Consider the following 23,812-nt stretch of genomic DNA (forward strand, 5'->3'; position numbering starts at 1 on the left):
CTTGTAATCAGTGGTTTCAGGAGTGATACCGTGCATGGACTTCCCCTTCGTGTTAGGCGACACACTTCTTGCGGAGTGCAAGCTTCAGGACCGCGTCCACGGCAAGCGCGCCTTCTCGGCCGACCAGGATCGGGTTGATTTCGATTTCCTCCACGCCTTCGGCGATGGCGAAGAGGCCTAGGGCCTCCAGCGTGTCGAGCAGCGCCTCGCGGTCGCCTGCGGGACGGCCCCGCCATCCCTTGAGGCGCTCGGCCAACTTCAGGCGGTCCAAGGCACGCGAGAGTTCTTCCCGTTGGAAAGGCGCAGCGACCAAAGTGCTGTCGTTCCAGAGCTCGGCCTCCACCCCGCCTCCGGCGATCATCATGATGGGACCGACGGACCGATCGTAAGTCACGGAAGTCATGACCTCGGCAACGGTGTTCGCCGCCATCGCCTCTACGAGGATCAGATTCAACGGAATGTTTGGTGCGAGGCGGCCCATGTCCGAACGCATCTTCTCGACCGCGTCCCGCACGTCCTGGGCCGACGACAAGCCGATGCGAACCGCACCGACCTCGGTCTTATGAAGGAGGCGGGAGTCGAGAGCTTTGAGAACGACCGGGAAGCCAATTTCGGCGGCGACTTCGTGGGCCTTCTCGGAACTGGAGACTCTCGACTTGGGAACCCGCACTCCAGCCTCTGCCAGCATCGACTTGGCAGATGCCTCGTCTTGATAGGAGCCGGCTTCAGGAACGCTCGACGGGGCGGCGGTCAGTTGATCCAGTCCTGCGGCATTAAGCTCTTCGCGGCGCTCGCGCCACCAGACACCGTGCGACATCGCGCGCATACACTCCTCCAGGCCCTGCATGGCGGCAAGGCCGAGGCTCTGGGTGTGATCCCGGGCGTGGGACGGGAAGCAGTCGATCATTGGGGCCAACTGCATGGCAGCGACGTCGCGGCCGCCGCAGGCTGCGCCAAGCGCTTCGACCTGCGCGGCGTATTCGTTGATGTCCCACATGCCTTCGCGGGGATAGTTCTGCACCATCAGGGCGGCGTCGTAGCCTTCGTCGAGCAGCGCCGAGTAGATGGCCGTCTGACGGTCCTTGTCGTTCCACGCACCCATGGTGACATCCTGCGGATTGCCAGGCGTTGCCATTACGGGAAGGACTTCCCGCAGACGGGCGACCCGGTCCCCGGTTGGCTGAGGAAGCTCGAAACCTGCGGCGCTGAGGTGGTCGGCGAGCATTACGCCCAGCACGCCGGACACCGCCGTCACGAGAACTCTGCGTCCCTTGGGCACCTGCCGCGAATGGAAGAGCTTCAGGGTCTCGAAGAACTCGGATTCCGAGTTGGTGGAGACGATGCCGAGCCTGTCGAACAGTGCCTCCCAGACAGCCCCTGCCCCGGTCATCGACGCGGTATGAGTAGCTGCCGCCTGCGCGCCCGCAGCGGTCTTGCCAAATTTAATGGCGACGATCGGCTTGCCAAGCGTGAGCGCCTTCGCCGCAGCCTTGCGGAGGATAGAGATATCCCGAAGGCTTTCGAAAGACAGGCCGACGGCGGTGACGCGTGGGTCGTCAAGGAGGTAGTCAACGCAGGCTTCCATGCCGGTAACCGCTTGATTGCCACCACCCACAAGATGCGTAATCGGCAGGCCACGATCGGAGAATACCGCGTCGCACAAAAGGCCACCGCCCTGGCTCACGACAGCGACGCCGTTTTCGACCGACTGCACCCCGAACTGATCCATCATGGCTGCCATCGGATCAACGAAGTTGACCAGTCCGACGGCGTTGGGGCCGAGCATGACCATATCGCCAGCCGCAGCGATGAGTTCCGACTGCAGGTTGCCACCGTCAGTCCCAGTCTCGGCGAATCCGGCGGCGTTGCAAACGATTGCTCTGCAGCCTTTAGCACGGAGCGATCCGACCGCTTCCAGCGCGGCTTCGCGCCGGATTGCGATGAAAGCCAGATCCGGTGCCTGCGGAAGCGCCTCGATCGAGGCGAAGCACGGAAATCCTTGCAGGGTCTCGTATTTAGGATTCACCACCCAAGTGTCCCCGGAGAAGCCGAGATCTCTGTGGTACTTCAATGCGGGATTGAGATTGCTGCCGCCGATGAACGCCACAGACCTGGGGCGAAAGATGGCGTCGAGGGGCTGTGTCATCTGGTTTCCGTAGAGAAGAGGCTTGCCCCCAGCATAGTGTTCTGCTTCCATCCGCGGATGATCCCAGCAAACAAAAAAATGACCTGGTTGCACATGAAGCTGGTGACTATCGTAATCGGCGAAGGATTCCCGCTTCTGTCGCTTTCGCTCATCACGGAACCGCTCCGGCTGGCGAATCGAGAAAGCCTGGGACCGGTCTTCCGCTGGCGCATCCTGAGCATCGACGGAACGACCCCACGCTCCTCTTCAGGGCATGCTCTGGAGATACAGGGCGGGCTGGACGAAGCGCCGACGGATGCGGTGATCTTGCTTGCCTCCTACACACCAGACCGGATGAAGACCGACGTGATGTTGAGCTGGCTCAGGAGGCGCGCGCGATCCGGATGCCTGATGGGCTGCGTCGACACCGGCGCGCTCATCTTCGCCGAGGCGGGGCTTCTCGACAGAAGGCCTGCAGCCGCGCACCACGAAGCGATAGTCGGATTCCGCGAGAGCCGCGGCGAAGCCTTCTTCGCCGATCGCCTGTTCGATCTCGATCATGACCGCTGCTCGAGCGCGGGTGGCGTCGTGACGATCGATATGACGCTCGCCCTCATCTCTCATTTCGAGAACAAGCGGCTATCGCGCCGCATAGCGGAAATCTTGAACTACAGGCCTCTCGATTCAGAGCGGGCGGACGGCTCATTTGGGTTAGACTGGTCGATTCCACGTCTCGATCGGACGCTCGCGAAGGCGATTGAGATGATGCTTGCGAACATGGAATCGCCGCTTCCGATCAAAGAGATTGCCAGCCGCCTGGAGGCCAAGGAATGGAAGCTTCGTCGGCTCTTCCTGCGGCACGTCGGACAATCGCCTCAAACCTACTATGTAGAACTACGCCTGGATCGCGCACGCAATCTTTTGCGAAATTCGCGCGAGCGCGTGGGCAATATCGCGCTCATGTGCGGGTTTCCGGCGAGCGAGAGCTTAAGCCGGGCCTATCGAAAACGGTTCAAGGTGGCTCCCAGCCTCGACAGATCGCTTTATGGGCAACCGGACAAATCTGACGAACCTTTCGCCTGATATGCGGGCAAGAGGATCAAGGCAAGCCGCAATTGACGTCGACACCCGGGGCCTCTTGATGCACGCCCTCGTCCATGCCGCCGACGTTCGGACCGCGCGCAGCGTGATAGTGATAGCGACCCTGTTCGGGTCCTATCCCTTCCTGCTCAAGCTCCGGAGGGGCCGAAAAAGGTCGTCACCCAAGTGAATGTGGAGATCGTCAAGCGGTCAGAACAGGCCAACGGCTTCATCGCGCTGCGCCTCCTGATCAGAAAAGTATCCTTCATGAAGTTCCGGATAGAATCTGAGTACCATGCCGTGTACCTATTGATGTCCGTATGATGCAGGTCGCAAGCCCCAAGCTGCCCAAGAGCAGGTTTTGGGCTCCGTCAATATCGGAACTCGAGTGTACTGAATCCACTATGCCTGGTTCGCACCACGACGCGCATGCTCGTTGGCAAGATCATAGAAGTGTTACTCGAACACTGATACCGGTGCCCCGAGTGCGGCGACGTCCGGCTCCACGCCAAGTCCCGGAGCTGTCGGCGGCGCAGCAAAACCATTGACATTCCTTGCTCCCTGGCCGGGAACAGGGTCGGCCGCTAGGTGATGATGGCAGAGCCAGCAGGCCAACCTGTTGGCGACAGGCGTCGATGATGCGAGATGGACTGCCGCAGTATCTGCCAACGCCGAACCTCCAACATCCTCAATGTGCATCTGCCAACCCACGGAGACACCGAAATCCCGAACCTGCCTCGCCTTGGTCAGACCGCCCACTCGGTTCGGCTTCACCTTGACGCCCTCACAGGCATCTAAGCGCCACGCCTGCAGGTGGTCCTCAAAAGTATGAAGGCACTCATCGAGCATGATCGGCTGTTTTACTCGTCGAGCAACCTGAGCGCATTGCTGCAGCGTCTCGCAAGGCTGCTCGATCCAGCCACGTGGGGACACGTTGTTCAGTACCTGGAGTGCAACCGCCGGGGACCAGGCGCGGTTCACGTCGTAGGTAACCTTCTCGTCCGGTTTCAGCGCCGCTTCAATCGCCTGAATGCGCGCGATATCCGCAGTTGGATCGCTACCGCCTATCTTAGCAGAGTGTGTACGATACCCCTCTGAATATGCATCTCTTATGAGTGAGATCATCTCGTCGCTAGTACCGGTGGAAATCGAAGAGTTAACTGCGACCAGATCTGCGTTAGTTCCACCGAGCAATCGCCATAGCGGCATCCCGGTGACCTTTCCCAAGATGTCCCAGCAGGCCATATCGATGGCCGACTTCACATACAGATGATCGGGGAGCGCCATGTCCATTGTCCGGTTGATCGCTTCAAGCGACCTCGGGTCCTGCCCCAGCAATGATGGCGCTAATGTTGCTATACCCGCCCTGATACCTGGACCATGGGCGGGTAGATAGGTGCTGCCCCAAGGGCAGCCTTCCCCCCAACCAGCCACATTCGCATCAGTATCAACTCTCACAAAGGTGCTGTCGAGTTTTTCGAACTTCAGGCGGCCACCGGAGAGCCAATATGGCTTTTTCAGTGGCAGGTCGAGTTGCCACATCGTAATACCGACGATCTTCATAGGCTATGCTCCTCCAGAACTTTCCTGGTAATCCGGAAGCACTCCAAAACGGTGCCGACGGTTCAGTGGGTTAAGCAGCATGTCCATCACCAGCGCGGCGCCGCGGCCGCTTCGGCGGTGTCGCCAGCAGACCGCGCGGCGCGGCTGCTGCGCGAGCAGCTTCACCCTGCGGTCGCTGAAGGCCGGCGCCACGATCGTGCGTAGCCGGGCATGCTCGCCCCCCTCGTGCGAGACCAGCCACCCCGGCGAACCAAGCATCACCGAATCCGGGGTGAATGCCGCCGGCGGCATTCCTGCGGGCCGGAACGCCGCGTCGGACAGCACCGCCTTGGCCTCGTCGTCGCCTGTCACCCACCAGCCTTCGTGCCCGGACGGGAAGCGTACCCGGTGGATCGGACCGTTGGCGCGTAGCGCCAACATCTCGGGCGAGGGCTCGATGTGATCGACGCGCCACATCGGCAACGTCGGCAAGGGTTGTTGGGACATGGTGGCACTTCACTCACTAAGCGATGGAAGGGCGGAGGGTGACCGGCAGACGCTGCGGGCAGCGAACTTGAGACGGCATGTAGACGACGTCCGCCGCGGCGTAGCCCGACTCGGCCTGCGCCTTCGAGTTCAGGATAAGGCGAGTGTGGTGGGCCTTTGAGTTGCAGCCGGCCATCAAGATTTCCTGCGCAAGGGTCGACAAGGGCGGCGAGCCTGTTGGTAGGGGAGGTTTCGCCAAGGCCCCCTTCTCGTAGAATGCTTTCTGATGCCGATTTGACATTTTGCTTTTCTTTCTTCGTTCCTTCGATCGCGGTGGCATCCACGAAATGAAGGTCGGCAGGGCTCCCGGCGCAACGAAGGAGTTCCAAAACTCGTGCCAATTTGGCCGACCCAGCAGAAGAAAAACATTGTGATTGCTTTTCAGCGGATTAGCATGAGGCTAGACAAGAGCTCGGCGAAATAGGCCGGTGTCGCAGACCCAACAAAGGCAACAGAACAGTGTCGGATTATACGGTCGTCAGACGCCAGACCGGCGACACCTTCTTTATCAGTTGTCCTGTCCTGGAATGATGGCAGGCCACCTGACCGTATTGGCCCATAGGGGGAGGCTGATTTCGATCAGCTTTCCCTGCGAAAGCTTGCGAGCGGTCAACAAGATGCGGATCTCCTTCGAGGCAACTGCTTTACAATGAACCGAACGGTACCAACCCATTCGCAGCACGTGTGCAATCCTCAGGGCATCGCGCCGGTCGGTACGCGTCTGCAGCACACCACATCGAATCCATCTGCAGTCAGACCGGCAAACAGCCACTGTGAGAGCGGACCCGCTTCCAGACCGATCCGGGACACTTCGCTCGAAAAAAGGTCGTCAAGGCATCGGGCTCTGACGCCACCTTCCGCTCTGTGGCCTCGATAGCAGTCTGCATTGGGAACTCATGTGCCCTCTACATATCAGCCAGGCGAGCAGACGCAGTCGCTTGTCCACGATCTCCCATCCGCTTCGAATTTATTTGGAGTTCAGCGAGCACGTCTTTGGTATGCGCGCCACGCGGCGGGACAGAGATCAGTTCGGCCGATGGAGTGACTGAGAAGCGTGGTGCGGGAGCTGTCTGCAGTACGCCGTCTATGGTCTTGTAGATGTTGCGCGCAATATTATGGGGATGTGCTGCCGCCTCTTCGGGTGCAAGGACCGGAGCAAAGCAGGCGTCCGTGCCTTCCAGCAGCCGAGTCCATTCGGCGCGGCTCTTTGTCCTGAATAGTGCCGAAAGCTCCTCTCCAAGCGTGGCCCAAGCCGCCGGATTTCGTTGTTCGTTGACGAAACGCTCGTCTTCGTCGAGCCCGAGGCGCCTAATGAGTTCCGCGTAAAATTTTGGTTCGACAGCTTGTATAACGATCCATTCGCCGTCGGCGCAGAGATAGGGACGATCCCAGTGCATCCCAAGACCCGCGGGCCGCGCCTTCTCGAAGGAGCCTCCATAGTGGTCGGGGAGAAAAGATATCGCAAAATTTAGCAAGTGCGCCGAGCCATCGACCATCGCCGCGTCGACTACTTGCCCTTGGCCGTCCTGCATGGCACGCAGAATGCCCGCGAGGAGGCCGATCGCGAGATACAGCGCGCCCCCGGCGACATCACCTAGCAGTCCGGGTGGAGCATCGGGCTGCTGACCAGACTGTGTCGCCAACCATAGAGCACCAGAAAGAGCCACGTAATTGGCATCATGTCCTGCAACCTGAGATAGTGGTCCATACTGTCCCCATCCGGTCATCCGCCCATAGACCAAAGATGGACGACGTGCGAGGCAAACCTCCGGACCCAGGCCGAGGCGTTCCATTACACCTGGGCGCAGGCCTTCGATCAGTGCGTCCGCCCCGTCAATCAATTCCAGGAAAGTTTCGACAGCTCCAGGCTTCTTGACATCCAGAATGATCGAACGCTTGCCACGACTGCATAGCTCCCACGGCCGGGGACTGCCCGCGTCAGCGGCCGGACGCTCCACTGCAATCACGTCGGCACCGAGATCGGCGAGCAACATCCCGCAAAATGGTCCAGGGCCAAGCCCGACCATCTCGATAATCTTCACCCCTTTGAGAACGCCCATTAGTGAATTTCCTCGGTTGGGATTGCTCAAATCGACTGGATGAATGGCATAAGTCAGCTTTTTGAGCGTTTCCATGGCCTCCGTAGCTGTGCATACTTCGACATGCCCAATCGCCGGAACTCAGGGCCAACATGACAACATCGTTGTCCGCTAGAGAGGCGGCGTGTGCCTGGGGCAGCGACGGCCTGCGCTATTCCGGCCGGCCTTGAGGACCACCACGGGAATCCTTTGCGCGCCGCCTTAAGGTCCGCGGCTGATCGCATCTGGGATACCTTCGAGGCAGAGATTCACGGCGCGGACGCGGTGATCGTCCAAGGGCACATTCATGACATCAGCGGCAGAGGCAATCGCCTGATTACCAAGTCCAACCGAATACGCATGAATACTGATCCCTTGTCTCTGTGATGAATGACTGGCCTTAACCGTGTCTCTTATGAGCGCAGTTAGGAGCGGTTGATGGGTCAGATCACATTGCTCACAGATCCCAAACGTCGGCGCGGTGAAACGACGAGGAAAGGCGTCAGACTTTGGAGGAGGCGTTTTCGCCCGGAGCCTGTGTGACGCAGGTGGCGCGGCGGCATGATGTTCCGCTGGCGGAGTGGAGACCGTGACCGAAATGCTATCTTAAATCGGGTCCAGATACTCAATCCAATTCTTTTTCGGACAACGTGACAGCACCGCATGGCTTCACCTCTTCTTAAGGGCGATGCCTTGGCCGGCAACCACCGGGATTTCCTCTTCCGCTTGCGCTTGGAGAATCTGTTCCAGCCGCTTGGCGACGACGGGCCGCCAGTTTTCCGACCGCCTCTCCGTCAGGTTGAACCCGAGACACTTCACTTCGTTCGTGGCAGCCAGTTCTTTGGTCTCCGACTTCCAGATGCGGTGGAAAAGAACGTAGCGCTTGTCGTCCGCAGCGATGAGCTGCGTAGTGACATGGATCGGAGTGCCCAGGGCCAATTCGTCGATGTAGCGGACGTGGGTCTCGACGATCACGTATTCATGGCCGCCGCGCGCCTCCACGGTCCCGTCGTGGCCGTTCACCCAGTTCCAGAACGCCCAGTTCGCGTGATCGCCGATGGTCACATAGTGGGCGACATTCACGTGTTCAAACACGTCGATCCACTCTTCCCTGACCGCCGTGCGGAACAGGGTCAGCGGCATCTCGATCTTGCCATCCCACGGCATAGGGGCATCATAAACTTCAGCCACTGTCAGCGTCCCTTCCAGTTAGGCGTGCGCTTTTCGGATAGAGCAGCCATTCGCTCGGCGCGCGCCAGCGACCATGATGGTTATGTTCTCGATGAAATTGTACAGACTCTCGGAACATAAAGGCCGCCAAGCGGTTGCTGATCCGGCTTCTGAAAGAAGCAAGGCGGCGCTCCGATGAGGGCTTCCGACCACCTGCAGGTCTCCATCTTTATCTTCTCTGCGCGTAATCTCTTGGTGCCACCAAGCTCCAAACACTCAACGCTAGTCATCCATATCAACCGCCTCAAGGCCATGGCGGAGTGGAAAGCCGGATCCTAGGCTCAGATACGCAATCCGGCTCTTTTGCGAATGACGTGACAGACGCACACCGTCTCGTTCAGCGCAGGCCAGGAGATACGTTTGAGAGCAGATGCATCGGAAGCGCGGATACCCACATGCGTGAAGAACGATTGCGAGCTTGCAGGTCGGTGCCACCTGAGGGACAACCACCTTACTGGCTATGCAAGGAGCGCCTAGCCCCTTACGGCATCTATATGCGTTCGTCCTTACGAGGATTTCTCGTGCGGTTCAAATCGCACTTGCAGAACTGATATCAGTATCGGTGCCGTTCGGCCAAGTGTTATTCGAGTCCTTCGTAACGCGCTTTGCTGCTTTCTAACGCCACTTTCAGACCTTTTTCAATTGTCAGCTTGGTTAGCTCCGCGTACTCAGGAGCCGGTTGGATCCCTAACATCGCAACCAACTCGAGGTAGTAGTCCAACGCACTCCTGAGCCCTTGCATTTCATATACGCGATTGAGGTACATTTTGTGCATCCGCTGCATATCGCGCGGCATGCGTGCCATGAGCGTGGCCTTGCGGCGGGTAACCTCCTGAAGGTCCTCAGGCGCCACAACCTCGGTCACCAAACCTAGTTCCTTGGCTTCCTCGCCGGAAACTTCTCGGCCAGTCAGCAGAAGGTCCTTTGCTGCCTTCATGCTGACTAGCCAGGGCATAAACATGCAATGGCCGGAGATGCCGTGGCGCAGCATGCCGTAGCCCATCCGAATGTCTGAGCTGACGATGGACACATCGCAGAACAGCGAAAGTTCGAACCCCTTGCCGATGGCATACTTATGAACGGATGCTATGACCGGCTTACTAATCACCCACGGCGTTGTGAACTGCTCGAACTGGCGAATATTTTTAAGGCGATATTCGTACAATGACGAGCGATCCTCCGACGTGTCCGCTTCGAGATCATGACCGGCGCAGAATCCGCGGCCAGCACCTCGGATAACAATAACATTCACATTGCCATCATCATCAGCGCGAAGTAGTCCGGCGCTAAGTTCAGCGAGCAGGCGCTCGTTCATAGCGTTGATCTTTTCAGGCCGGTTCAGCGTTAGCCAACAAACGTGCTCGGTGTCCACCTCATAGATGAGGTGATCGTATTCGGTAGTCTCAGGTGGGACACGGTACATCACTTTCTCCCATCAAGTCGGATTGGTGGCCGGGTCGTATTGGACCCGCTATCCGAGACCCCGGCCGATGAAATTCATGGAGAGTGATTTCATGCCGATCCAAAGCTGCGCTCGAATTTCGATGCTAGCGACAACAGGATGAGTTCTCCTCAGTCTGAGCCGCAGCGCGTTTGCGGATGGCGCTGCATGTGTCATGCCAAATGAGAAATGATTTCAGAACAATGGTATCGCGCTGATCGCGCTGTGTGTCGTGTCCAACTTCGTCGAATATCCGACAAAAAGTGCAACCGTAGCCACAACCGCTGTGGTGGTACGGTACGCGTCACAACAACTCGAAGTTTTTGGATCACAGCCGTCAACGATCTTGCGCCAGACCCGGCCAACACTCTTTGAGGTCGCCCTGGCCGAGCTATTAAGGCATCCCGACGCCAAATTGTTGGCCGTTATCCAAGCTGTTCCCGAAGAGGCACTCGATCGAGTGTTCAATGTGCTGTTGAATTTCACGGTCGCAACGGAAAGCTATGTCAAAGAAATTTGGTTGGCTGTTTTGTACGAGGATTGAAGCGCAATGTTAAAGTTTGGGCAGAAAAAGTCATAGACATCGCGGAGGCGTTCAAAGGCTCTGGAGATCGCCGACACCTTCGGCTACAACGAATTACGAACGAGGTAATTGCCTCTCTCGAGGCGAATTTTGAGGTCTGCCGACGTTTTAGCGACCTTCCAGACATAGGAGAAATCGTAGAAAAAGTTCAGCGAGAAAGCGACGACATCTCATCGAAGGCCTTGAGAAGGTTCACTCGATGGTCGCGGAGCTACTTTTCGATGGTCGCCAGAAAGCCGGGCCGAGGCTCTACGGAACATGGGATTGGTGGTCCGGAAACTGGTGGAGTTGAAAGCAACCGATTCAGTGCAGACTGCCGCAAAGGCTGAAAGGGTCAAGGCCGTTGAGCGTTATTGAAACGGTCATAGCCAGCGGAAATACATGACAAAGGCCGGGTCGTTGAGGCCCAGCGACGCGTGGCGGACTACCCGAGAATTGATTCCGCCGCGTCGCGCAGAAGGATCTGCGTACCGGCGAAGACCAGCACGGAGACTGCAAGCAACAGCAGATAGCCCAGCGCAGCGCGCTGGGCTATCAGTTTCAATACAAGTGAGGACATGCGCGCCGGGCGATCAAGCCGTGAGCCAGCACTTCGACAAGGCGTACCCGCCCATCAATTCAAAATTGCCGTCGGCAACCCACCCGCCGACCTTCGGGCCGGTGGCGTCGAGCAAGTCGTTGAAAACCGGGACGATGACGCCCCCTTCATCGCGGACGATCTGGCCCATATCCGCGTAGAGCTTCTTTCGGTTTCCGGCATCGAGCTCAGCACGCGCTTGAAACAGCATCTTGTCGAATTTGTCGTTGAAGAAGCGGGTGTCATTCCATGCCGCCTTGGAGTAATAGGCGGTGGAATACATCTGGTCTTGCGTTGGACGACCGGCCCAGTTTGAAGCTGAGAAAGGCACCTTGTTCCAGATCTCTGACCAATAGCCGTCGCCCGGCTCGCGTTTAATTTGGACGGTAATGCCGGCTTTGGCTGCGCTCTGTTGAAACAGCTGGGCGGCATCAACCGCCCCTGGAAAGGCGACTTCAGAGGTTTGGAATAGTATTGGTCCATCGTGCCCCGACTTTTTGTAGTGGAATTTGGCCTTGTCGGCGTCATATTTTCGCTGCTCTAGCTCCGTAAAGAGTGGATAAGCTTTGTTGATTGGAAAATCATTGCCGACAGTGCCATACCCATTCAAGATCTTTTTGACTATTTCTTCACGATCAAGCGCATGTTTCAGAGCTAGCCGAAGGTCGTTATTGTCGAACGGGGCGGCGTTGCATTGAGCGATGAATACATAGTGGTTCTTGCCTGCCACATTGCGGATTGTGATGCCTGGCAGATGCTTGACGAGCTCCACAACCTTTGGGTCGATGCGGTTAACCATATCGACCTGACTGCTCCGTAGCGCCGACATGCGGGCGGTCCCATCATTGATGACAGAGATTTCGACTTGGTCTGCGAAACCTCGGTCATCGCGCCAGTAATTCGCAAACTTTTCTCCGCCGTAACGAACTCCGGGGTTGTTGACAATGACCTTGTACGGCCCCGTGCCTATGCCTTCACCCGGATTGTCCTTGCCGCCGTTTGGCTGGATCATGAGATGATAGTCATCCATCAGAAACGGCAGGTCTGCATTTGGTTCTTTCAGGGTGAAGACGAGGTTCTGACCGTCGATAACGATCTTGTCGATGCCTTGCATGTTACCTAGCGCACCGGACTTAGAGTTGGCGTCCGAATGGCGTTCCATCGTGGCTAAAACGTCCTGGGGGGTTAGTTCTTTGCCGTTATGAAACTGCACACCTTTGCGGATCTTGAAGGTCCACACCTTGGCATCCTTGGAAGTGTCCCACTCTTCAGCGATCGCCGGCCTGAGTTGACCCTTGGCATCTATCTGGACAAGTTGCTCGCCCCACGTATGTCCAAAATGCACGGGTACGAGGCCTGACCAGGTCGCCGGATCAAGGCTGTCGGTGGCCGCGCCGCCCTCGATACCCGCTTTGAGGACGCCGCCCTTGACCGGTCCTGCGGCCCGGGCCGCCGAAGCCAGCAGGCTATTGGCGAAGGCTGCAGTCGCGCCGAGCGCAGCCGCGCGGCCAAGGAAATCGCGCCGTGAGAGTTTGCAGTTAGCGAAGCGTTCACTCAGAAATCCCAACTCATCATTCATGTCCGTTCCCCTTTTTTCCATGCCGTTACGGCGTAGTGCTTTTTCGTATTCTGCTTGGTCTATGCAGTCCCTACCGGCCAGTGCTCAGGGTCATTCTCACATAAGATGCCGTTCGCGCAGATCGGGACCGCATCATGTATTCAGGGCTGCACACGAACATCGTAGGCATTCGCGCGGAGAAGTTCTTGACGGGAAAGAACTTCTTCTTTACGCGAAATGACATGAGGACAATCGCAGTTGTGATCGGGGAAGGGTTCCCGCTGCTATCCCTTTCGCTGGTGATCGAGCCCTTACGATTAGCCAACCGGGAGAGCATGAAGCCAATATTCAACTGGCGTATCCTGAGCCCTTACGGTGAGTCGCCGCGCTCCTCCTCTGGGCGGGAATTCAAAGTGGATGGGCCTTTGGGCGACGCGCCTGCCGATGCCATTATCCTGCTAGCCGCGTATTATCCCGATAGGATGCTATCCGACCACCTGTTGGGATGGCTTCGACGTCGTGCCAGGTCCGGATGCCTTATGGGATGCGTCGATACCGGCGCGCTGCTGTTCGCAAAGGCGGGATTACTGGACAGGCGACCAGCGGCCGCTCACCACGAAGTCATTGTGGGATTTAAGGAAGCTTATGGTGAGGCCTGTTTCGCTGATAAGTTGTTCGATCTGGACGGCGATCGCTGTTCCAGCGCGGGCGGGGTCGTGACGATCGATATGACGCTGGCCCTTATTTCCCGCTTCGAAGGGGTCCATCTGGCGCGCCGCGTCGCAGAAATCTTGAACTATCGTCCGCTCGAGACCCCGCGCGCAGGTGGGGCGTTCGGCATCGACTGGTCGATCGCACGTCTAGATCGACACTTGGCGCGGGCTGTAGACCTCATGTTGCACAACATTGAAACCCCGGTCCCGTTGAAGGAGATTGCTCGCAGGATAGGAGTGCCCGAATGGAAGTTGCGTCGGCTGTTCATCAAGCATGTCTCGAAGACACCCCAAGACTATTATCTGGAGATGCGCCTCGATCAAGCGCGGAATCTGCTGCGGAACTCACAATTGAGAGTTGGCAAGATCGCTCTCATGTGCGGTTTCGGAGCACCAGCCAGCCTGAGCCGCACATACAGGGCTCGCTACGGCGTCTCGCCCGCCTCCGATCGAAAGCTGTAGCGTATCCTCTGTCCCAAGACCATGTCTCGGTCCGAAGGCACTGAGCGGCCTCATATCCTTACGCGGTACTGGAGAGGTTTAAACCACGTCACCGTCATTCGACGCGAAGAAACTGTGCTTTTTCGACAATACGGACGGATGTAAAGTGCGTACGCTCGCGATGAAATCTGCGTTGTGAGGCTCGCCTAAGCGGACACTCGATGTTTTTCAGGCTGAGAAGCAGTCCATTGGTGGGCGGTGCAAGCCCAGGTACGGCTGAGCGCTCGGTTTGCACCTCGGGTAGCACACTCAAAGGCGGTGTGTCAGTTCCAGTCCAGAATTCGAGCCAAACAGTCCGCGCGGCGTAAGGAGAATCGAATGTCTCTCACCCAACTCTCCGAGCATCTTTGGGAGTTTCGAGATACGTGTAACGTTTTCGTCCTTCAAAGTGGCGACGAAGGCCTGTTAATTGACGCTGGGTCGGCTGCGGTGCTGACGCACCTTCGCTCGATCGGCATCAAACAAGTCAGTTGGGTCCTGCATACACATCATCACCGTGATCAATGCTGGGGAACTCCAACCCTTCAAAAAACCGGGGCAAAAGTTGCCGTTCCGGAATTCGAACGCCACTTATTTGATAATGTTGAAGCCTATTGGCAATCCCGACGCATCTACGACAACTATAATAACAGCAGCGCCTTTTTTTCGTTAGGAGAAAATATTCACGTCGACGCCCTGCTAGAAGACTATGAGATTTTCTCTTGGAAGGAGTACGACTTCCTGGTTCTGCCAGCAAAGGGGCATACCTACGGAATGGTTAGTCTTGTGACCATTGTTGACGGCAAGAAGATTGCGTTTACCGGCGATCTTATGTCCAAAGGCGGCAAGCTATACCAACTTCACGCCATGGAGTACAGTTACGGTGACCTTCTCGGCGTCGAGTTCACAATGCAGTCGATACTTGCATTGAAAAATGCGAGCGTCGAGTTTATCTACCCCTCACACGGGGCGCCGATCACGGACGTAGCTTCTGATATCGAGGCGCTTGAAAGCCATCTTGAGCAGCTTGCTGGCGTCGGAAAGCTCCATACTGCGGGTCGGAACAATCCGTTTGCCGATACGCAGACCATTCGTGAGAGCAAACTTGTTCCCATCAGCGAGCATCTTTTGTGGGCTGGGCCCTACACCAGCTCTAATTTTTATATCGTATTGAGCGGTGCAGGCCATGCCATGCTGATCGACTACGGGTTTGTCTCACTTGGCCACGTCCATTGGGGCCCCGAACACGACACCATGCAAGCCCTCCGTTTCGTCGAGCATCATCTCGATCAACTTCGGGAAACCTTTGGAGTTCGCCATATCGAACTCGTGGTTCCTACCCACATCCATGATGATCACGTCTCGGGAATCCCCTATCTCCAACGGCATTTCGGCACAAAATGCTGGGCTCTCGACTGCGTTGCAGAGGTGATAGTGGACCCCGCAGCTTGGGCGAGTGCGCCTTGCTGTTATCACAAGCCCATCGACGTGGAACGAATTCTGAGCGATGGCGAAACGTTTGAATGGAGAGGGTTCAGTTTCGAGATTTATTACACCCCGGGCCACACCGAGCAGCATGCACTGATCGTGGGGACTATAGATGGAAAGCGCGTAGCTTTCGGCGGAGACAACTTGCTGCTGTTTAATCCCCAGTGTGGGGGAATTGATCGTGAGATCGCCTCTCAAAGCACGGTCTTGCGTAATGGTTTGCAGCTGGACATGTTTCGCCGTTGCGCATCTGTTATTCAGGCAACAAAAGCAGACCTCCTTTGCCCAGGTCACGGAGATCTCGTCACTTTAGATGGGTCCAAGCTGGCTGAGTACACGGATTACCTTGAACGGGCGACGTCAGCCATTACGAACGCAGTAAATGGCCCAGAGGACCAGTCTATAGATCTTTTTTGGATTAGAATGCTGCCTTACCTGTCGTCAACCGCTCCGGGCGGCCAACTGACGTTCACGCTCAAGTTCCGTAACAATTTAGGTCGCAAAGCTGCATTCAGCGCACGCCTGCTACCGGCATTTGGTTGGAACTCAGCGGGCGAAACTGAAACTATATTGCTGCGGCCGGGCGGCCGAGGCGAAATTTCGCTTAAGGCGACTGCCCCGTCCCAGATTGACACGTACCGACGGCTTATCAGCGCCGAAGTCTTGATCGATGGTGTTTCTCAGGGTCCAATCTGCGAGGCCCTGGTGGCGATGTCGACCCCACAGACGTTGTCCAACTGACGTTCCGTTGGCGCGCTTGCCGGGCAGGACAAACACTACCCAAAACGTTCGGTTGGTACGGGCAGTGAGATGTTATGGAATGTCATTTCGAGCCAACAAAAAGTTCGTTCACGACAAAGAATATCTGCCGGCGGTCCGTACTGTAGCTTTGAGATTTTGAGAAAGCCCGTCGGCGATGGCGACCGCGATCCTTGTTGAGGATCGCGATGGTCGCTGGCGTGGGGTGGCTCGGCAAGGATGGAGCGATGTTGAATAGTTTGATTGTCTTAGACAAAACGAGCCCGTCTCGCGGTGCGCGGCTTTCCCGGATGCTGGCGCCGAATAGCGTTGTTTTCTTCGGTGGCTCTAATCTCACCACATCGATCGAATATGCACGGAAGATCGGCTTCTCTGGACGCGTCTATGTGGTCAACCCCTGGCGCGATGTCATCGCGGGAATCAAGTGCCACGCAGCGGTGGCCGACCTGCCGGAAGTCCCAGATCTTGCATTTGTCGCGGTCCCCAAAGAGGCAGTCATAGAGACCGTGAATTCGCTGTCTACATTCGGAGTGTCCGGTGCGGTTTGCAATAGCGCCGGTTTCTCGGAACTACGCGCGGACGGAGAAGAGCGTCAAAATGCATTGATTTCGGCGTCGGGTCCTATGCTTCTGCTTGGACCGAATGGACCCGGCTTTGCTAATTTTTTCGATAAGTCCGCGTTTATGCAGGACTTCTTCGGCGACCATTCCGGCGTTAGCGAAGGCGTCGCCGTCATTTCGAATGGCGGCGCATATCTATCGGATCTGGGCTGCATGAAGCGCTCTTTGCCTGTCGGCTATCTGGTTGGCGTCGGAAATCAAGCGGACCTGACAATCGCCGATGTGATGGAAGCTTTGCTCGATGACCCACGCGTCAAAGCAATCAATCTCTATATCGAAAGCTTCCACGACGTGGCAAAATTGAGTCAAGCCGCGTTGAAGGCCGTGCGCAAGAATGTGCCTGTCATCGTGGTCAAAGGGGGGCGATCCGCTTCTGGAGAACGCGCTGCGCAGACCCATACGGCCTCTCTTTCAGGAGAGGCAGCCGTTGCATCGGCTCTCTTCAGTCGGTTCGGATTTATCGAAGTTAGTAACCAGCTGCAGGCCATCGAAACTCTGAAAATGCTTGTCCTGGCTGGTCGGCCCACCGGCGGCCGTACTGCGCTAGCTACTTCATCAGGCTCCTATGCCGTACTTGGCGCCGACGAGGCAGAGGTCGCAGGCCTTTCATTGCCTGCGATCAGTGAAGAGACTGCCCAACTCCTTCGGCCCCAGCTTCCTCACTTTGTTCTGCCAAACAACCCCCTCGATATATCCGATGGACAGTTTGAGGCGAGTGAGGTTGTTGAGAGTACGTTTCGAACCTTCTTTGCCAACGGCACGTACAATCTGGCCTTGCTCATCATGAGCTTCCCTCCTGCTGGCGGTTGGGATCCCGCCGGTTGGTACACTTGTTCAATCGCATTTGCCCGCGCCGCGCAGGCTAGTGGTTTGCCCTGTGCTTTCATCAACACTGTCCCTGAGGATCTTCCGGCCGATGCCCAGCGGCTAATGATAGAAAATGGGATGGCTCCCCTCATGGGACTCGACCACGGCATGAAGGCTGTGGGGGCTGTTGCCCGATATGTGAATAATCTCCCGGTACTCGCGGCTGCTGCAGACGCCGACATTCTCCTGCCGCAGTCGTCGACCTTCGACATAGCAACAGTGCAGCAATTTGATGAAGCTCAAGCAAAGGAACTGTTGTCCACTTCTGGTGTCTCAGTACCTACCGGGCGCGTGGTAAACAGGGACAACCTGCAGGACTGCGCCACCCTTGTCTTCCCGGTTGCCCTCAAAGCAGTTTCCCCTGAAATATTGCATAAGTCGGAATGTGGTGCAGTCGCTTTGGGCATAGCCAGCCTTTCTGATCTTCGATCCGCCATAGCCGCGATGGAGGTCAGAATGCAGCAGACCGTGCCACATATCGTGCCCAAATCCTTCCTCGTGGAAGAGATGGTCCAGAGTTCAATCGGCGAACTCTTGGTGGGCATAAGACAGGTGCCCGGAATTGGCCTTGCAATGACACTTGCGGTTGGCGGCACCGCAGTTGAGTTGTTGGAGGACGCTGTAACCATCTTTCTTCCGAGCCCCCGTTCAGTAATTAGAGCAGCCGTAAGTTCGTTGAAGCTTTTCCCGCTGCTCAACGGTTGGCGCGGAAAACCGCGCGCTGATATCGAAGGTGCTCTTGATGCCATCGAGGCTTTGGCGGCGTTTGCGTTGGCCCACGCGAGCACCCTGGAGGTGTTGGAAGTCAACCCCTTGATGTTACGAGCCTACGGTCATGGCGCCGTCGCTGCTGATGCCGTGCTCAGAATGGTGGCCAGCCAATGACGATGCCTTTGGAAGGCCTCCTGGTCCTTGATCTGTCAATGAACTCTCCTGGGCCCCTCGCAAGCATGATGCTTTCGGACTTTGGTGCGGCGGTCGTTCATGTCGTTCGACCCGCGACAGGAACATTTGGCCAGACCTACGGCGGCGACATCGCCGACGATCCGTATATAACCTCACGCTTCCAACCACATGATGCTGTTAACCGAAATAAGCGTTCACTAGCTTTAGATCTAAAGACAACTAAAGGACGCAATATATTTCTCGGTTTAGTCCGCAAGGCTGACATTCTGCTCGAAGAGTTCCGCCCAGGCAAACTTGCAGCGCTTGGGCTTGGTTACGACGATCTTAAAGCGATAAATTCACGGCTCATCTACTGCTCGATTACCGGCTACGGACAAAGCGGTCCGATGAGGAACGCAGCCGGGCACGATATCAACTATCTCGCCATGACAGGGGCCCTCGACATGATCCGGGGCCAGGATGACCAGCCGGTCAATCCTCAGAACATTCTTTCTGACAACGGCGGGGCTTCGATGAGTGCTGTGATCGGCGTCTTGTTAGCCCTCGTGCATCGGATGAAAACCGGAGAGGGCCAGTATATCGATGCGAACTGCACCGATTCCGTCATCTATCTCATGGCGGACCTCTTCAGCACGGCACTTGGCGGGCGTCATACCTCTCAAACGTGGCGTGATACCTTTCTCGGCCGCTTGCCGCATTATCGCGCGTATAGGTGCCAGGACGGCAACTGGATCTCCGTCGGGGCGCTGGAGGCGAAATTTACGAAAGACTTTTTCGGCGGACTTGGGCGGCCTGAACTGATGGAGTTGCTGGATGACCGAGCCCGATGGGCAGAGTTGACGACCGTGCTCACGGACATCTTTCTCACCAAGCCGCGCGACGCATGGGTCGAGACCTTCAACGGCACCGACGCCTGCATCACTCCTGTTTTATCCCTGGAGGAGATTGCGGAACATCCGCAGACACGGGAACGAGCGATGATTGTTCACGACTTCGGAATCCCTCAAATCGGAATAGCACCGAAGTTGTCATTGACCCCGGGGACAATACGGAGCGCTCCGTTCTGCCCCGGCAAGAATTCTCAAGACATATTGTCTGAGCTTGGTATCTCAACGGTTGAATACGAAACATTACGTCGCGAAGGCGTTACGGAATAAGGAGTATAAAATGAGCTATGATCACTTGCTTTACGACGTTCGAGATAAGATCTGCACCATCACTCTTAATCGGCCGGAAGTGCTTAATGCGGTCAATTCCAAGCTCTGCACTGAGATTTCAAAGGCCCTTTTCGCTGCCGACAAAGATCCGACGGTAAATGTCATCATCCTCAAAGGTGCCGGGCGTGCTTTTTGTTCCGGCCATGACCTGATGCAAGATGCCGAAGAGCCTAGGGAGATTTATGCCTATTACGAGCACTACAAGGCAGAGTTTGAGGAATTCACGACTATCTGGAAAATCTCTACCCCTGTGATTGTCTCCGCCCACGGCTATTGCATTGGTAAAGGTTTCGAAATGGCGATGATGGCGGACATTACGATCGTATCTGAAGAGGTGAAAATGGGCCTCGGAGAGTCGCGTTATGGGATTCCGGCAATCACGCTAACGATGCCTTGGGTGACTGGCACAAAGTCTGCAAAGGAAATGATGCTGCTTGGCCTTGATGTTCCCGCATCTGAGGCCAAAGAGCGCGGCCTGGTAACTCGCGTTTGCAAACGCGAGGAGCTTGACGCACTAACCATGAAGGTGGCGAAGCGCATGGCTCTTATGCCGCGCGATATGCAAAAAATGCACAAAAGCTATCTCAACCGAGTTTACGAGACTATGGGTTTTTGGAAGGCGAACAAGGATTATCTAGAAGTACTCGCTATGCTTGGAACCCAACCGGTGCCGGAATATCAGCGCTTCAGCGACACAACACAGAAAATGGGTCTCAGGGCGGCATTAGCCGAGGCAAATGCGCCATTCGATGAACTCGAAATAACCTGACCCGGTCTTCCTCCAAATTTTTGGTGAAGTCCGTCGTTACTGTGCTCCGAGACCCAACCTTGGATAGCCTTAGGTTTTCGCCAGCTCCGCCACCGCGCCGCCCCGGCCGGTCAGGGCCAAAAAACCTTCCCGGGGGCCAGAACAAGAACTGCTCGAAATCATACGCGGCCTTTATCAACCAAAGACAGCGATTCGCTGCAGATGATGCATTCTCATGCGATTCTTTGGCGTGATCCGAAGGAGATGAGTAACCGCTGCTTTTAGGCCACGGCCTTGAGTGGCGCAGGGGTGTAGGCCCAGGGCAGCAGGTCGTCGAGCTGGCTTTGTGGATGGCCGGCAACGATGCGGGCGATGACGTCAGCGAGGTAAGCGTACGGGTCGACGCCGTTGAGCTTCGCGGTCTCTATGAGCGAGGCGATGGTCGCCCAGTGCTCGCCACCGCCGTCGGAACCGGCGAAGAGCGCATTCTTTCGATTGAGGGCGATTGGCCTTATCGAACGTTCGACCACGTTGGAGTCGATCTCGACCCGGCCATCGTCGAGGAAGCGACCAAGTCCGGCCCAGCGCGAGAGCGGGTAGCGGATTGCTTCGGCGAGCTTGCTCTTCTGGCTGACCAGCGCGAGTTTCCCGCGCAGCCACGGCTCGAGGGCGTCGATGATGGGTCGGCTTCTCTCCTGGCGCGCGGTGCGCCGCTCTTCGGGCGAGCGGCCTCGTATCTCGCTCTCGATCTTGTAGAGCTCGGCGATGCGCTGGAGCGCCTCTGTCGCGATCGGCGCGGGTCCGGACTGGGCCAGTTCGTAGAAGCGGCGACGGACATGAGCCCAGCAGAAGGCCAGACTGACGGCATTACGCTCGGCCAGCGCCCGGTATCCGGCGTAGCCGTCGACTTGGAGGATTCCGACGAAGCCCTGAAGGTGCCGCAGTGGCTGCTCGGCCTTTCGGTCCGGCGCATAGAGATAGGCGACGCCGGGCGGATCGATCCCGCCCCAGGGGCGATCGTCGCGAGCATAAGCGAACAGCTGGCCCGTCTTGGTGCGGCCGCGCCCGGGATCGAGCACCGGCGCCGTGGTCTCGTCGGCGAAGAGCTTGCCGGACGCCTTCAGCCGCTCGAACAACCGCTCGTGGATGGGGCGGAGCAGGAAAGCCGCCTTGCCGACCCAATCGGCAAGCGTCGAGCGATCCAGGTTCACGCCTTGGCGGGCGTAGATTTGCGCCTGGCGATACAGGGGAAGATGGTCGGCGTACTTGGAGACCAGCACATGGGCGACGGTCGCCTCAGTCGGGATGCCGCCCTCGACAAGCCGTGGCGGAGCCGGCGCCTGCACTACAATCTCCTCGCAGCTCCGACAGGCATACTTCGGCCGGCGCGTGACGATCACGCGGAACTGCGCCGGCACGATGTCGAGGCGCTCGGAGCGATCCTCGCCCATGACGTGCAGCATCCCCTTGCAGCACGGGCAGATATTGTCGGGGATGTCGATGACCTGCTCGATACGCGGCAGGTGCGCGGGCAGTGAACCGCGGTTGGCGCGGCGCTTCCTGGCGCGAGCCTCGCGCTTGGCAGTATCGGCGGTGTCCTCCGCGGCGAAGCCTTCAGCCTCGATCTGCTCGGCCTCTTCCAGGCCCAGCAGCAGCTGGTCGACCGGCAGGCTCTCTGCTCTGCGGCCGAAGCGGTGGCGCTGCAGTTCCTTGATGATCTGGCGCAGCCGCTCGTTCTCGGCGCGCTCCGCCGCGAGCATCGCCTGAAGCGCGATCGGATCGTTGGTCTGAGGCTCGGCCGGGTTGCTCACAAGGCCGATTCAATCATGCATTCCAATGCTTTGCCAGCGCCTCTAGCCTATGGAATCAACTTGCCGCGACCGGCGCGCGCGTCTCGCGGGCGTCATGCACGCGCCGCCAATCCAACCCTTCCAGGAGCGCCTGCAATTGCGCCGCCGACAACCTTACCACGCCATCGGTGATGGCAGGCCAGCAGAACTTCCCGTCTTCCAGACGCTTCGCCAGCAGGCACACGCCGGTGCCGTCGAAGTACACCAGCTTGACCCGGTCGGCGCGCTTGGCCCTGAAGACGTAGACCGCGCCAGAGAACGGTTAGGTGGCGCGCCACCTAACCGTTCTTATGCATCGGGTGAGATTTTGTGGCGGAGCCGTCCTGGCGCCAGCAGGGGTCTGCCAAATCTGGAATCCTCCGCCACATAATATTTCATGCCTCTCTGACGGACGCGGGATCCCCCTGCGCCGCAATGCTGGAGGGGCAATATGCTTGACTTCTATTTTTCGTATCGTGGGGTACTCAAGCGCCTGCGTAGCGGTGCGCTCGGCGGCGAGATGGATCGCTTCGCGGAGCATTTTTTCACGCTCGGTTATAAGCGAGCGTCCGCCAAGATTTACCTGAGCCGGATTGCGCGCTTTAGCCAGTTTGCCGCGACGCGCTGTGGTCGGATGCCGATCCATCAAGATGTCATCGATAGCTATTTGTCCACGTTTATTACGGATACTCCGCGCATTGGTGCAGTATCGGCGCTAGGACACGCACTGCGAGTGGCTCCGGAGCGCTTCATTGCTTCCCCTCCCAAGGTAGATGATGATCCGGATACTCCGCTTCTGACCTCATTTTCCGACTATTTGCGCAAGGTGCGAGGACTTGAGCCGAAGACCCGCGAAGGCGTTCTTCTGGGAGGCCGCCGCTTTCTGGATTGGCTCCGCCATCACCATCCCGGTCAAGACCTCGAGGCGTTGACGGCTGAGCACGTACTCGCTGCTGTCGAGCATCGGCTGTCGCTATCGGCGACCACCGGCACCCGCACGGCAGCGACTTCTCACATCCGAACATTTCTTCAGTTTTTATGTTGGGCTGGCCACCATGATCAGGATCTCGACCGCGTCGTCCCAAGGACGCCTCATTGGCGTTTGGCGCATTTGCCGCCGCGCCTTGCATGGGATGACGTTCGGCGGGCAATCGATGCGATCGGTGCAACGACGCCGGTCGACATCCGCGATCGAGCCGTCCTGCTGCTACTCGCCACCACGGGCATTCGCAACGGTGAGCTACGCGCCATTCAGCTGCAGGATATCGACTGGCGTGCTGGCGAGGTTTGTGTCCGGCGCACCAAGGGCAAGCGGGATCGGGTGGCGCCGCTGCTCGAGGAGACTGGCGCTGCGCTCGCCGACTACGTCCTGCGCGCTCGACCGAAAGTGGATAGTCCGTATCTGTTCCTGTCCTTCACGCCGCC

Annotated in this window: 15 protein-coding genes and 5 pseudogenes; 9 read left to right on the forward strand and 11 right to left on the reverse strand. The window is 57.6% G+C overall.

Features of this window, described 5'->3' with window-relative positions; all coding sequences use genetic code 11:
- Positions 1 to 52: 52 nt before the first annotated feature.
- Entirely contained in the window at positions 53 to 2,146 is a 2,094-nt protein-coding gene (locus AC0NIL_RS28720; protein WP_473574234.1) for an acetate--CoA ligase family protein, read from the reverse strand.
- Positions 2,147 to 2,224: 78 nt separating this feature from the next.
- Here AC0NIL_RS28720 and AC0NIL_RS28725 point away from each other — a divergent pair, with 78 nt between their 5' ends.
- On the forward strand, positions 2,225 to 3,208 hold the full coding sequence (locus tag AC0NIL_RS28725) for a GlxA family transcriptional regulator (protein WP_473574235.1): 984 nt from the start codon (positions 2,225 to 2,227) through the stop codon (positions 3,206 to 3,208).
- 453 nt (positions 3,209 to 3,661) lie between these two features.
- On the opposite strand, the gene AC0NIL_RS28730 is transcribed toward AC0NIL_RS28725, so the two are convergent.
- From AC0NIL_RS28730 to AC0NIL_RS28750, 5 genes and pseudogenes are all read right to left on the reverse strand, one after another.
- A complete protein-coding gene (locus AC0NIL_RS28730) occupies positions 3,662 to 4,768 on the reverse strand; it encodes a mandelate racemase/muconate lactonizing enzyme family protein (protein ID WP_473574236.1) in 1,107 nt (368 codons plus the stop codon).
- A 144-nt stretch (positions 4,769 to 4,912) separates the two neighbouring features.
- Positions 4,913 to 5,254: pseudogene (locus AC0NIL_RS28735) on the reverse strand (cytochrome P450); the annotation flags it as partial.
- A gap of 619 nt (positions 5,255 to 5,873) precedes the next feature.
- A pseudogene (locus AC0NIL_RS28740) lies at positions 5,874 to 6,156 on the reverse strand (IS110 family transposase); the annotation flags it as partial.
- A 42-nt stretch (positions 6,157 to 6,198) separates the two neighbouring features.
- Positions 6,199 to 7,428, reverse strand: coding sequence for a CaiB/BaiF CoA transferase family protein (locus AC0NIL_RS28745; RefSeq protein ID WP_473574237.1), 1,230 nt, complete (start codon positions 7,426 to 7,428; stop codon positions 6,199 to 6,201).
- Between the two features lie 612 nt (positions 7,429 to 8,040).
- Complete coding sequence (locus AC0NIL_RS28750; RefSeq protein ID WP_473574238.1) at positions 8,041 to 8,562, reverse strand: thioesterase family protein; 522 nt, start codon at positions 8,560 to 8,562, stop codon at positions 8,041 to 8,043.
- A 60-nt stretch (positions 8,563 to 8,622) separates the two neighbouring features.
- Here AC0NIL_RS28750 and AC0NIL_RS28755 point away from each other — a divergent pair.
- Positions 8,623 to 8,880 (forward strand): annotated as a pseudogene (locus AC0NIL_RS28755) (IS6 family transposase); the annotation flags it as partial.
- Between the two features lie 301 nt (positions 8,881 to 9,181).
- Here AC0NIL_RS28755 and AC0NIL_RS28760 read toward each other — a convergent pair.
- Positions 9,182 to 10,024, reverse strand: coding sequence for an enoyl-CoA hydratase/isomerase family protein (locus tag AC0NIL_RS28760; RefSeq protein ID WP_128177408.1), 843 nt, complete (start codon positions 10,022 to 10,024; stop codon positions 9,182 to 9,184).
- 250 nt (positions 10,025 to 10,274) lie between these two features.
- On the opposite strand from AC0NIL_RS28760, the gene AC0NIL_RS28765 reads away from it, so the two are divergent.
- Positions 10,275 to 10,586: a hypothetical protein gene (locus AC0NIL_RS28765; protein WP_128177410.1), complete on the forward strand. Its 312-nt coding sequence runs from the start codon at positions 10,275 to 10,277 to the stop codon at positions 10,584 to 10,586.
- Positions 10,587 to 10,990: 404 nt separating this feature from the next.
- On the opposite strand, the pseudogene AC0NIL_RS28770 reads toward AC0NIL_RS28765, so the two are convergent.
- Together AC0NIL_RS28770 and AC0NIL_RS28775 are read right to left on the reverse strand one after the other, a co-directional pair.
- A pseudogene (locus AC0NIL_RS28770) lies at positions 10,991 to 11,184 on the reverse strand (ABC transporter permease); the annotation flags it as partial.
- A gap of 13 nt (positions 11,185 to 11,197) precedes the next feature.
- A complete protein-coding gene (locus tag AC0NIL_RS28775; RefSeq protein ID WP_128177412.1) occupies positions 11,198 to 12,781 on the reverse strand; it encodes an ABC transporter substrate-binding protein in 1,584 nt (527 codons plus the stop codon).
- A gap of 134 nt (positions 12,782 to 12,915) precedes the next feature.
- Here AC0NIL_RS28775 and AC0NIL_RS28780 point away from each other — a divergent pair, with 134 nt between their 5' ends.
- The 5 genes from AC0NIL_RS28780 to AC0NIL_RS28800 all read left to right on the forward strand — a co-directional run bounded on the left by AC0NIL_RS28780 (position 12,916) and on the right by AC0NIL_RS28800 (position 20,579).
- Positions 12,916 to 13,935 (forward strand): GlxA family transcriptional regulator, encoded by a 1,020-nt coding sequence (locus AC0NIL_RS28780; RefSeq protein ID WP_473574239.1) that lies wholly within the window; start codon positions 12,916 to 12,918, stop codon positions 13,933 to 13,935.
- A 357-nt stretch (positions 13,936 to 14,292) separates the two neighbouring features.
- On the forward strand, positions 14,293 to 16,182 hold the full coding sequence (locus AC0NIL_RS28785) for an MBL fold metallo-hydrolase (RefSeq protein ID WP_473574240.1): 1,890 nt from the start codon (positions 14,293 to 14,295) through the stop codon (positions 16,180 to 16,182).
- A gap of 206 nt (positions 16,183 to 16,388) precedes the next feature.
- Positions 16,389 to 18,572 carry an acetate--CoA ligase family protein gene (locus AC0NIL_RS28790; RefSeq protein WP_473574241.1) on the forward strand — a complete coding sequence of 728 codons (2,184 nt, stop codon included), beginning with the start codon at positions 16,389 to 16,391 and terminating at the stop codon, positions 18,570 to 18,572.
- Between the two features lie 65 nt (positions 18,573 to 18,637).
- Positions 18,638 to 19,750, forward strand: coding sequence for a CaiB/BaiF CoA transferase family protein (locus tag AC0NIL_RS28795; protein WP_474048301.1), 1,113 nt, complete (start codon positions 18,638 to 18,640; stop codon positions 19,748 to 19,750).
- Positions 19,751 to 19,760: 10 nt separating this feature from the next.
- Positions 19,761 to 20,579 carry an enoyl-CoA hydratase/isomerase family protein gene (locus AC0NIL_RS28800; RefSeq protein WP_128177423.1) on the forward strand — a complete coding sequence of 273 codons (819 nt, stop codon included), beginning with the start codon at positions 19,761 to 19,763 and terminating at the stop codon, positions 20,577 to 20,579.
- A 260-nt stretch (positions 20,580 to 20,839) separates the two neighbouring features.
- Here AC0NIL_RS28800 and tnpC read toward each other — a convergent pair whose 3' ends face one another.
- Together tnpC and tnpB are read right to left on the reverse strand one after the other, a co-directional pair.
- Positions 20,840 to 22,318, reverse strand: a complete 1,479-nt coding sequence (gene tnpC / locus AC0NIL_RS28805; RefSeq protein ID WP_473574243.1) for an IS66 family transposase — start codon at positions 22,316 to 22,318, stop codon at positions 20,840 to 20,842.
- Positions 22,319 to 22,424: 106 nt separating this feature from the next.
- Positions 22,425 to 22,613: an IS66 family insertion sequence element accessory protein TnpB gene (gene tnpB, locus AC0NIL_RS28810; protein WP_199645943.1), complete on the reverse strand. Its 189-nt coding sequence runs from the start codon at positions 22,611 to 22,613 to the stop codon at positions 22,425 to 22,427.
- A gap of 408 nt (positions 22,614 to 23,021) precedes the next feature.
- Here tnpB and AC0NIL_RS28815 point away from each other — a divergent pair.
- Positions 23,022 to 23,744, forward strand: a pseudogene (locus AC0NIL_RS28815) (tyrosine-type recombinase/integrase); the annotation flags it as partial.
- Between the last annotated feature and the right edge of the window lie 68 nt (positions 23,745 to 23,812).

Source organism: Mesorhizobium sp. WSM1343 (assembly GCF_055901535.1).

Bases quoted from the DNA above. Each gene is read 5' to 3' on its own strand.
- AC0NIL_RS28730 (WP_473574236.1), bottom strand. From the start codon at position 4,768: ATGAAGATCGTCGGTATTACGATGTGGCAACTCGACCTGCCACTGAAA.
- AC0NIL_RS28760 (WP_128177408.1), bottom strand. From the start codon at position 10,024: ATGTACCGTGTCCCACCTGAGACTACCGAATACGATCACCTCATCTAT.
- AC0NIL_RS28780 (WP_473574239.1), top strand. From the start codon at position 12,916: ATGTATTCAGGGCTGCACACGAACATCGTAGGCATTCGCGCGGAGAAG.
- AC0NIL_RS28790 (WP_473574241.1), top strand. From the start codon at position 16,389: ATGGTCGCTGGCGTGGGGTGGCTCGGCAAGGATGGAGCGATGTTGAAT.
- tnpC (WP_473574243.1), bottom strand. From the start codon at position 22,318: ATGCTCGCGGCGGAGCGCGCCGAGAACGAGCGGCTGCGCCAGATCATC.
- AC0NIL_RS28720 (WP_473574234.1), bottom strand. From the start codon at position 2,146: ATGACACAGCCCCTCGACGCCATCTTTCGCCCCAGGTCTGTGGCGTTC.
- AC0NIL_RS28775 (WP_128177412.1), bottom strand. From the start codon at position 12,781: ATGAATGATGAGTTGGGATTTCTGAGTGAACGCTTCGCTAACTGCAAA.
- AC0NIL_RS28745 (WP_473574237.1), bottom strand. From the start codon at position 7,428: ATGGAAACGCTCAAAAAGCTGACTTATGCCATTCATCCAGTCGATTTG.
- AC0NIL_RS28785 (WP_473574240.1), top strand. From the start codon at position 14,293: ATGTCTCTCACCCAACTCTCCGAGCATCTTTGGGAGTTTCGAGATACG.
- AC0NIL_RS28725 (WP_473574235.1), top strand. From the start codon at position 2,225: ATGACCTGGTTGCACATGAAGCTGGTGACTATCGTAATCGGCGAAGGA.
- AC0NIL_RS28795 (WP_474048301.1), top strand. From the start codon at position 18,638: ATGATGCTTTCGGACTTTGGTGCGGCGGTCGTTCATGTCGTTCGACCC.
- AC0NIL_RS28800 (WP_128177423.1), top strand. From the start codon at position 19,761: ATGAGCTATGATCACTTGCTTTACGACGTTCGAGATAAGATCTGCACC.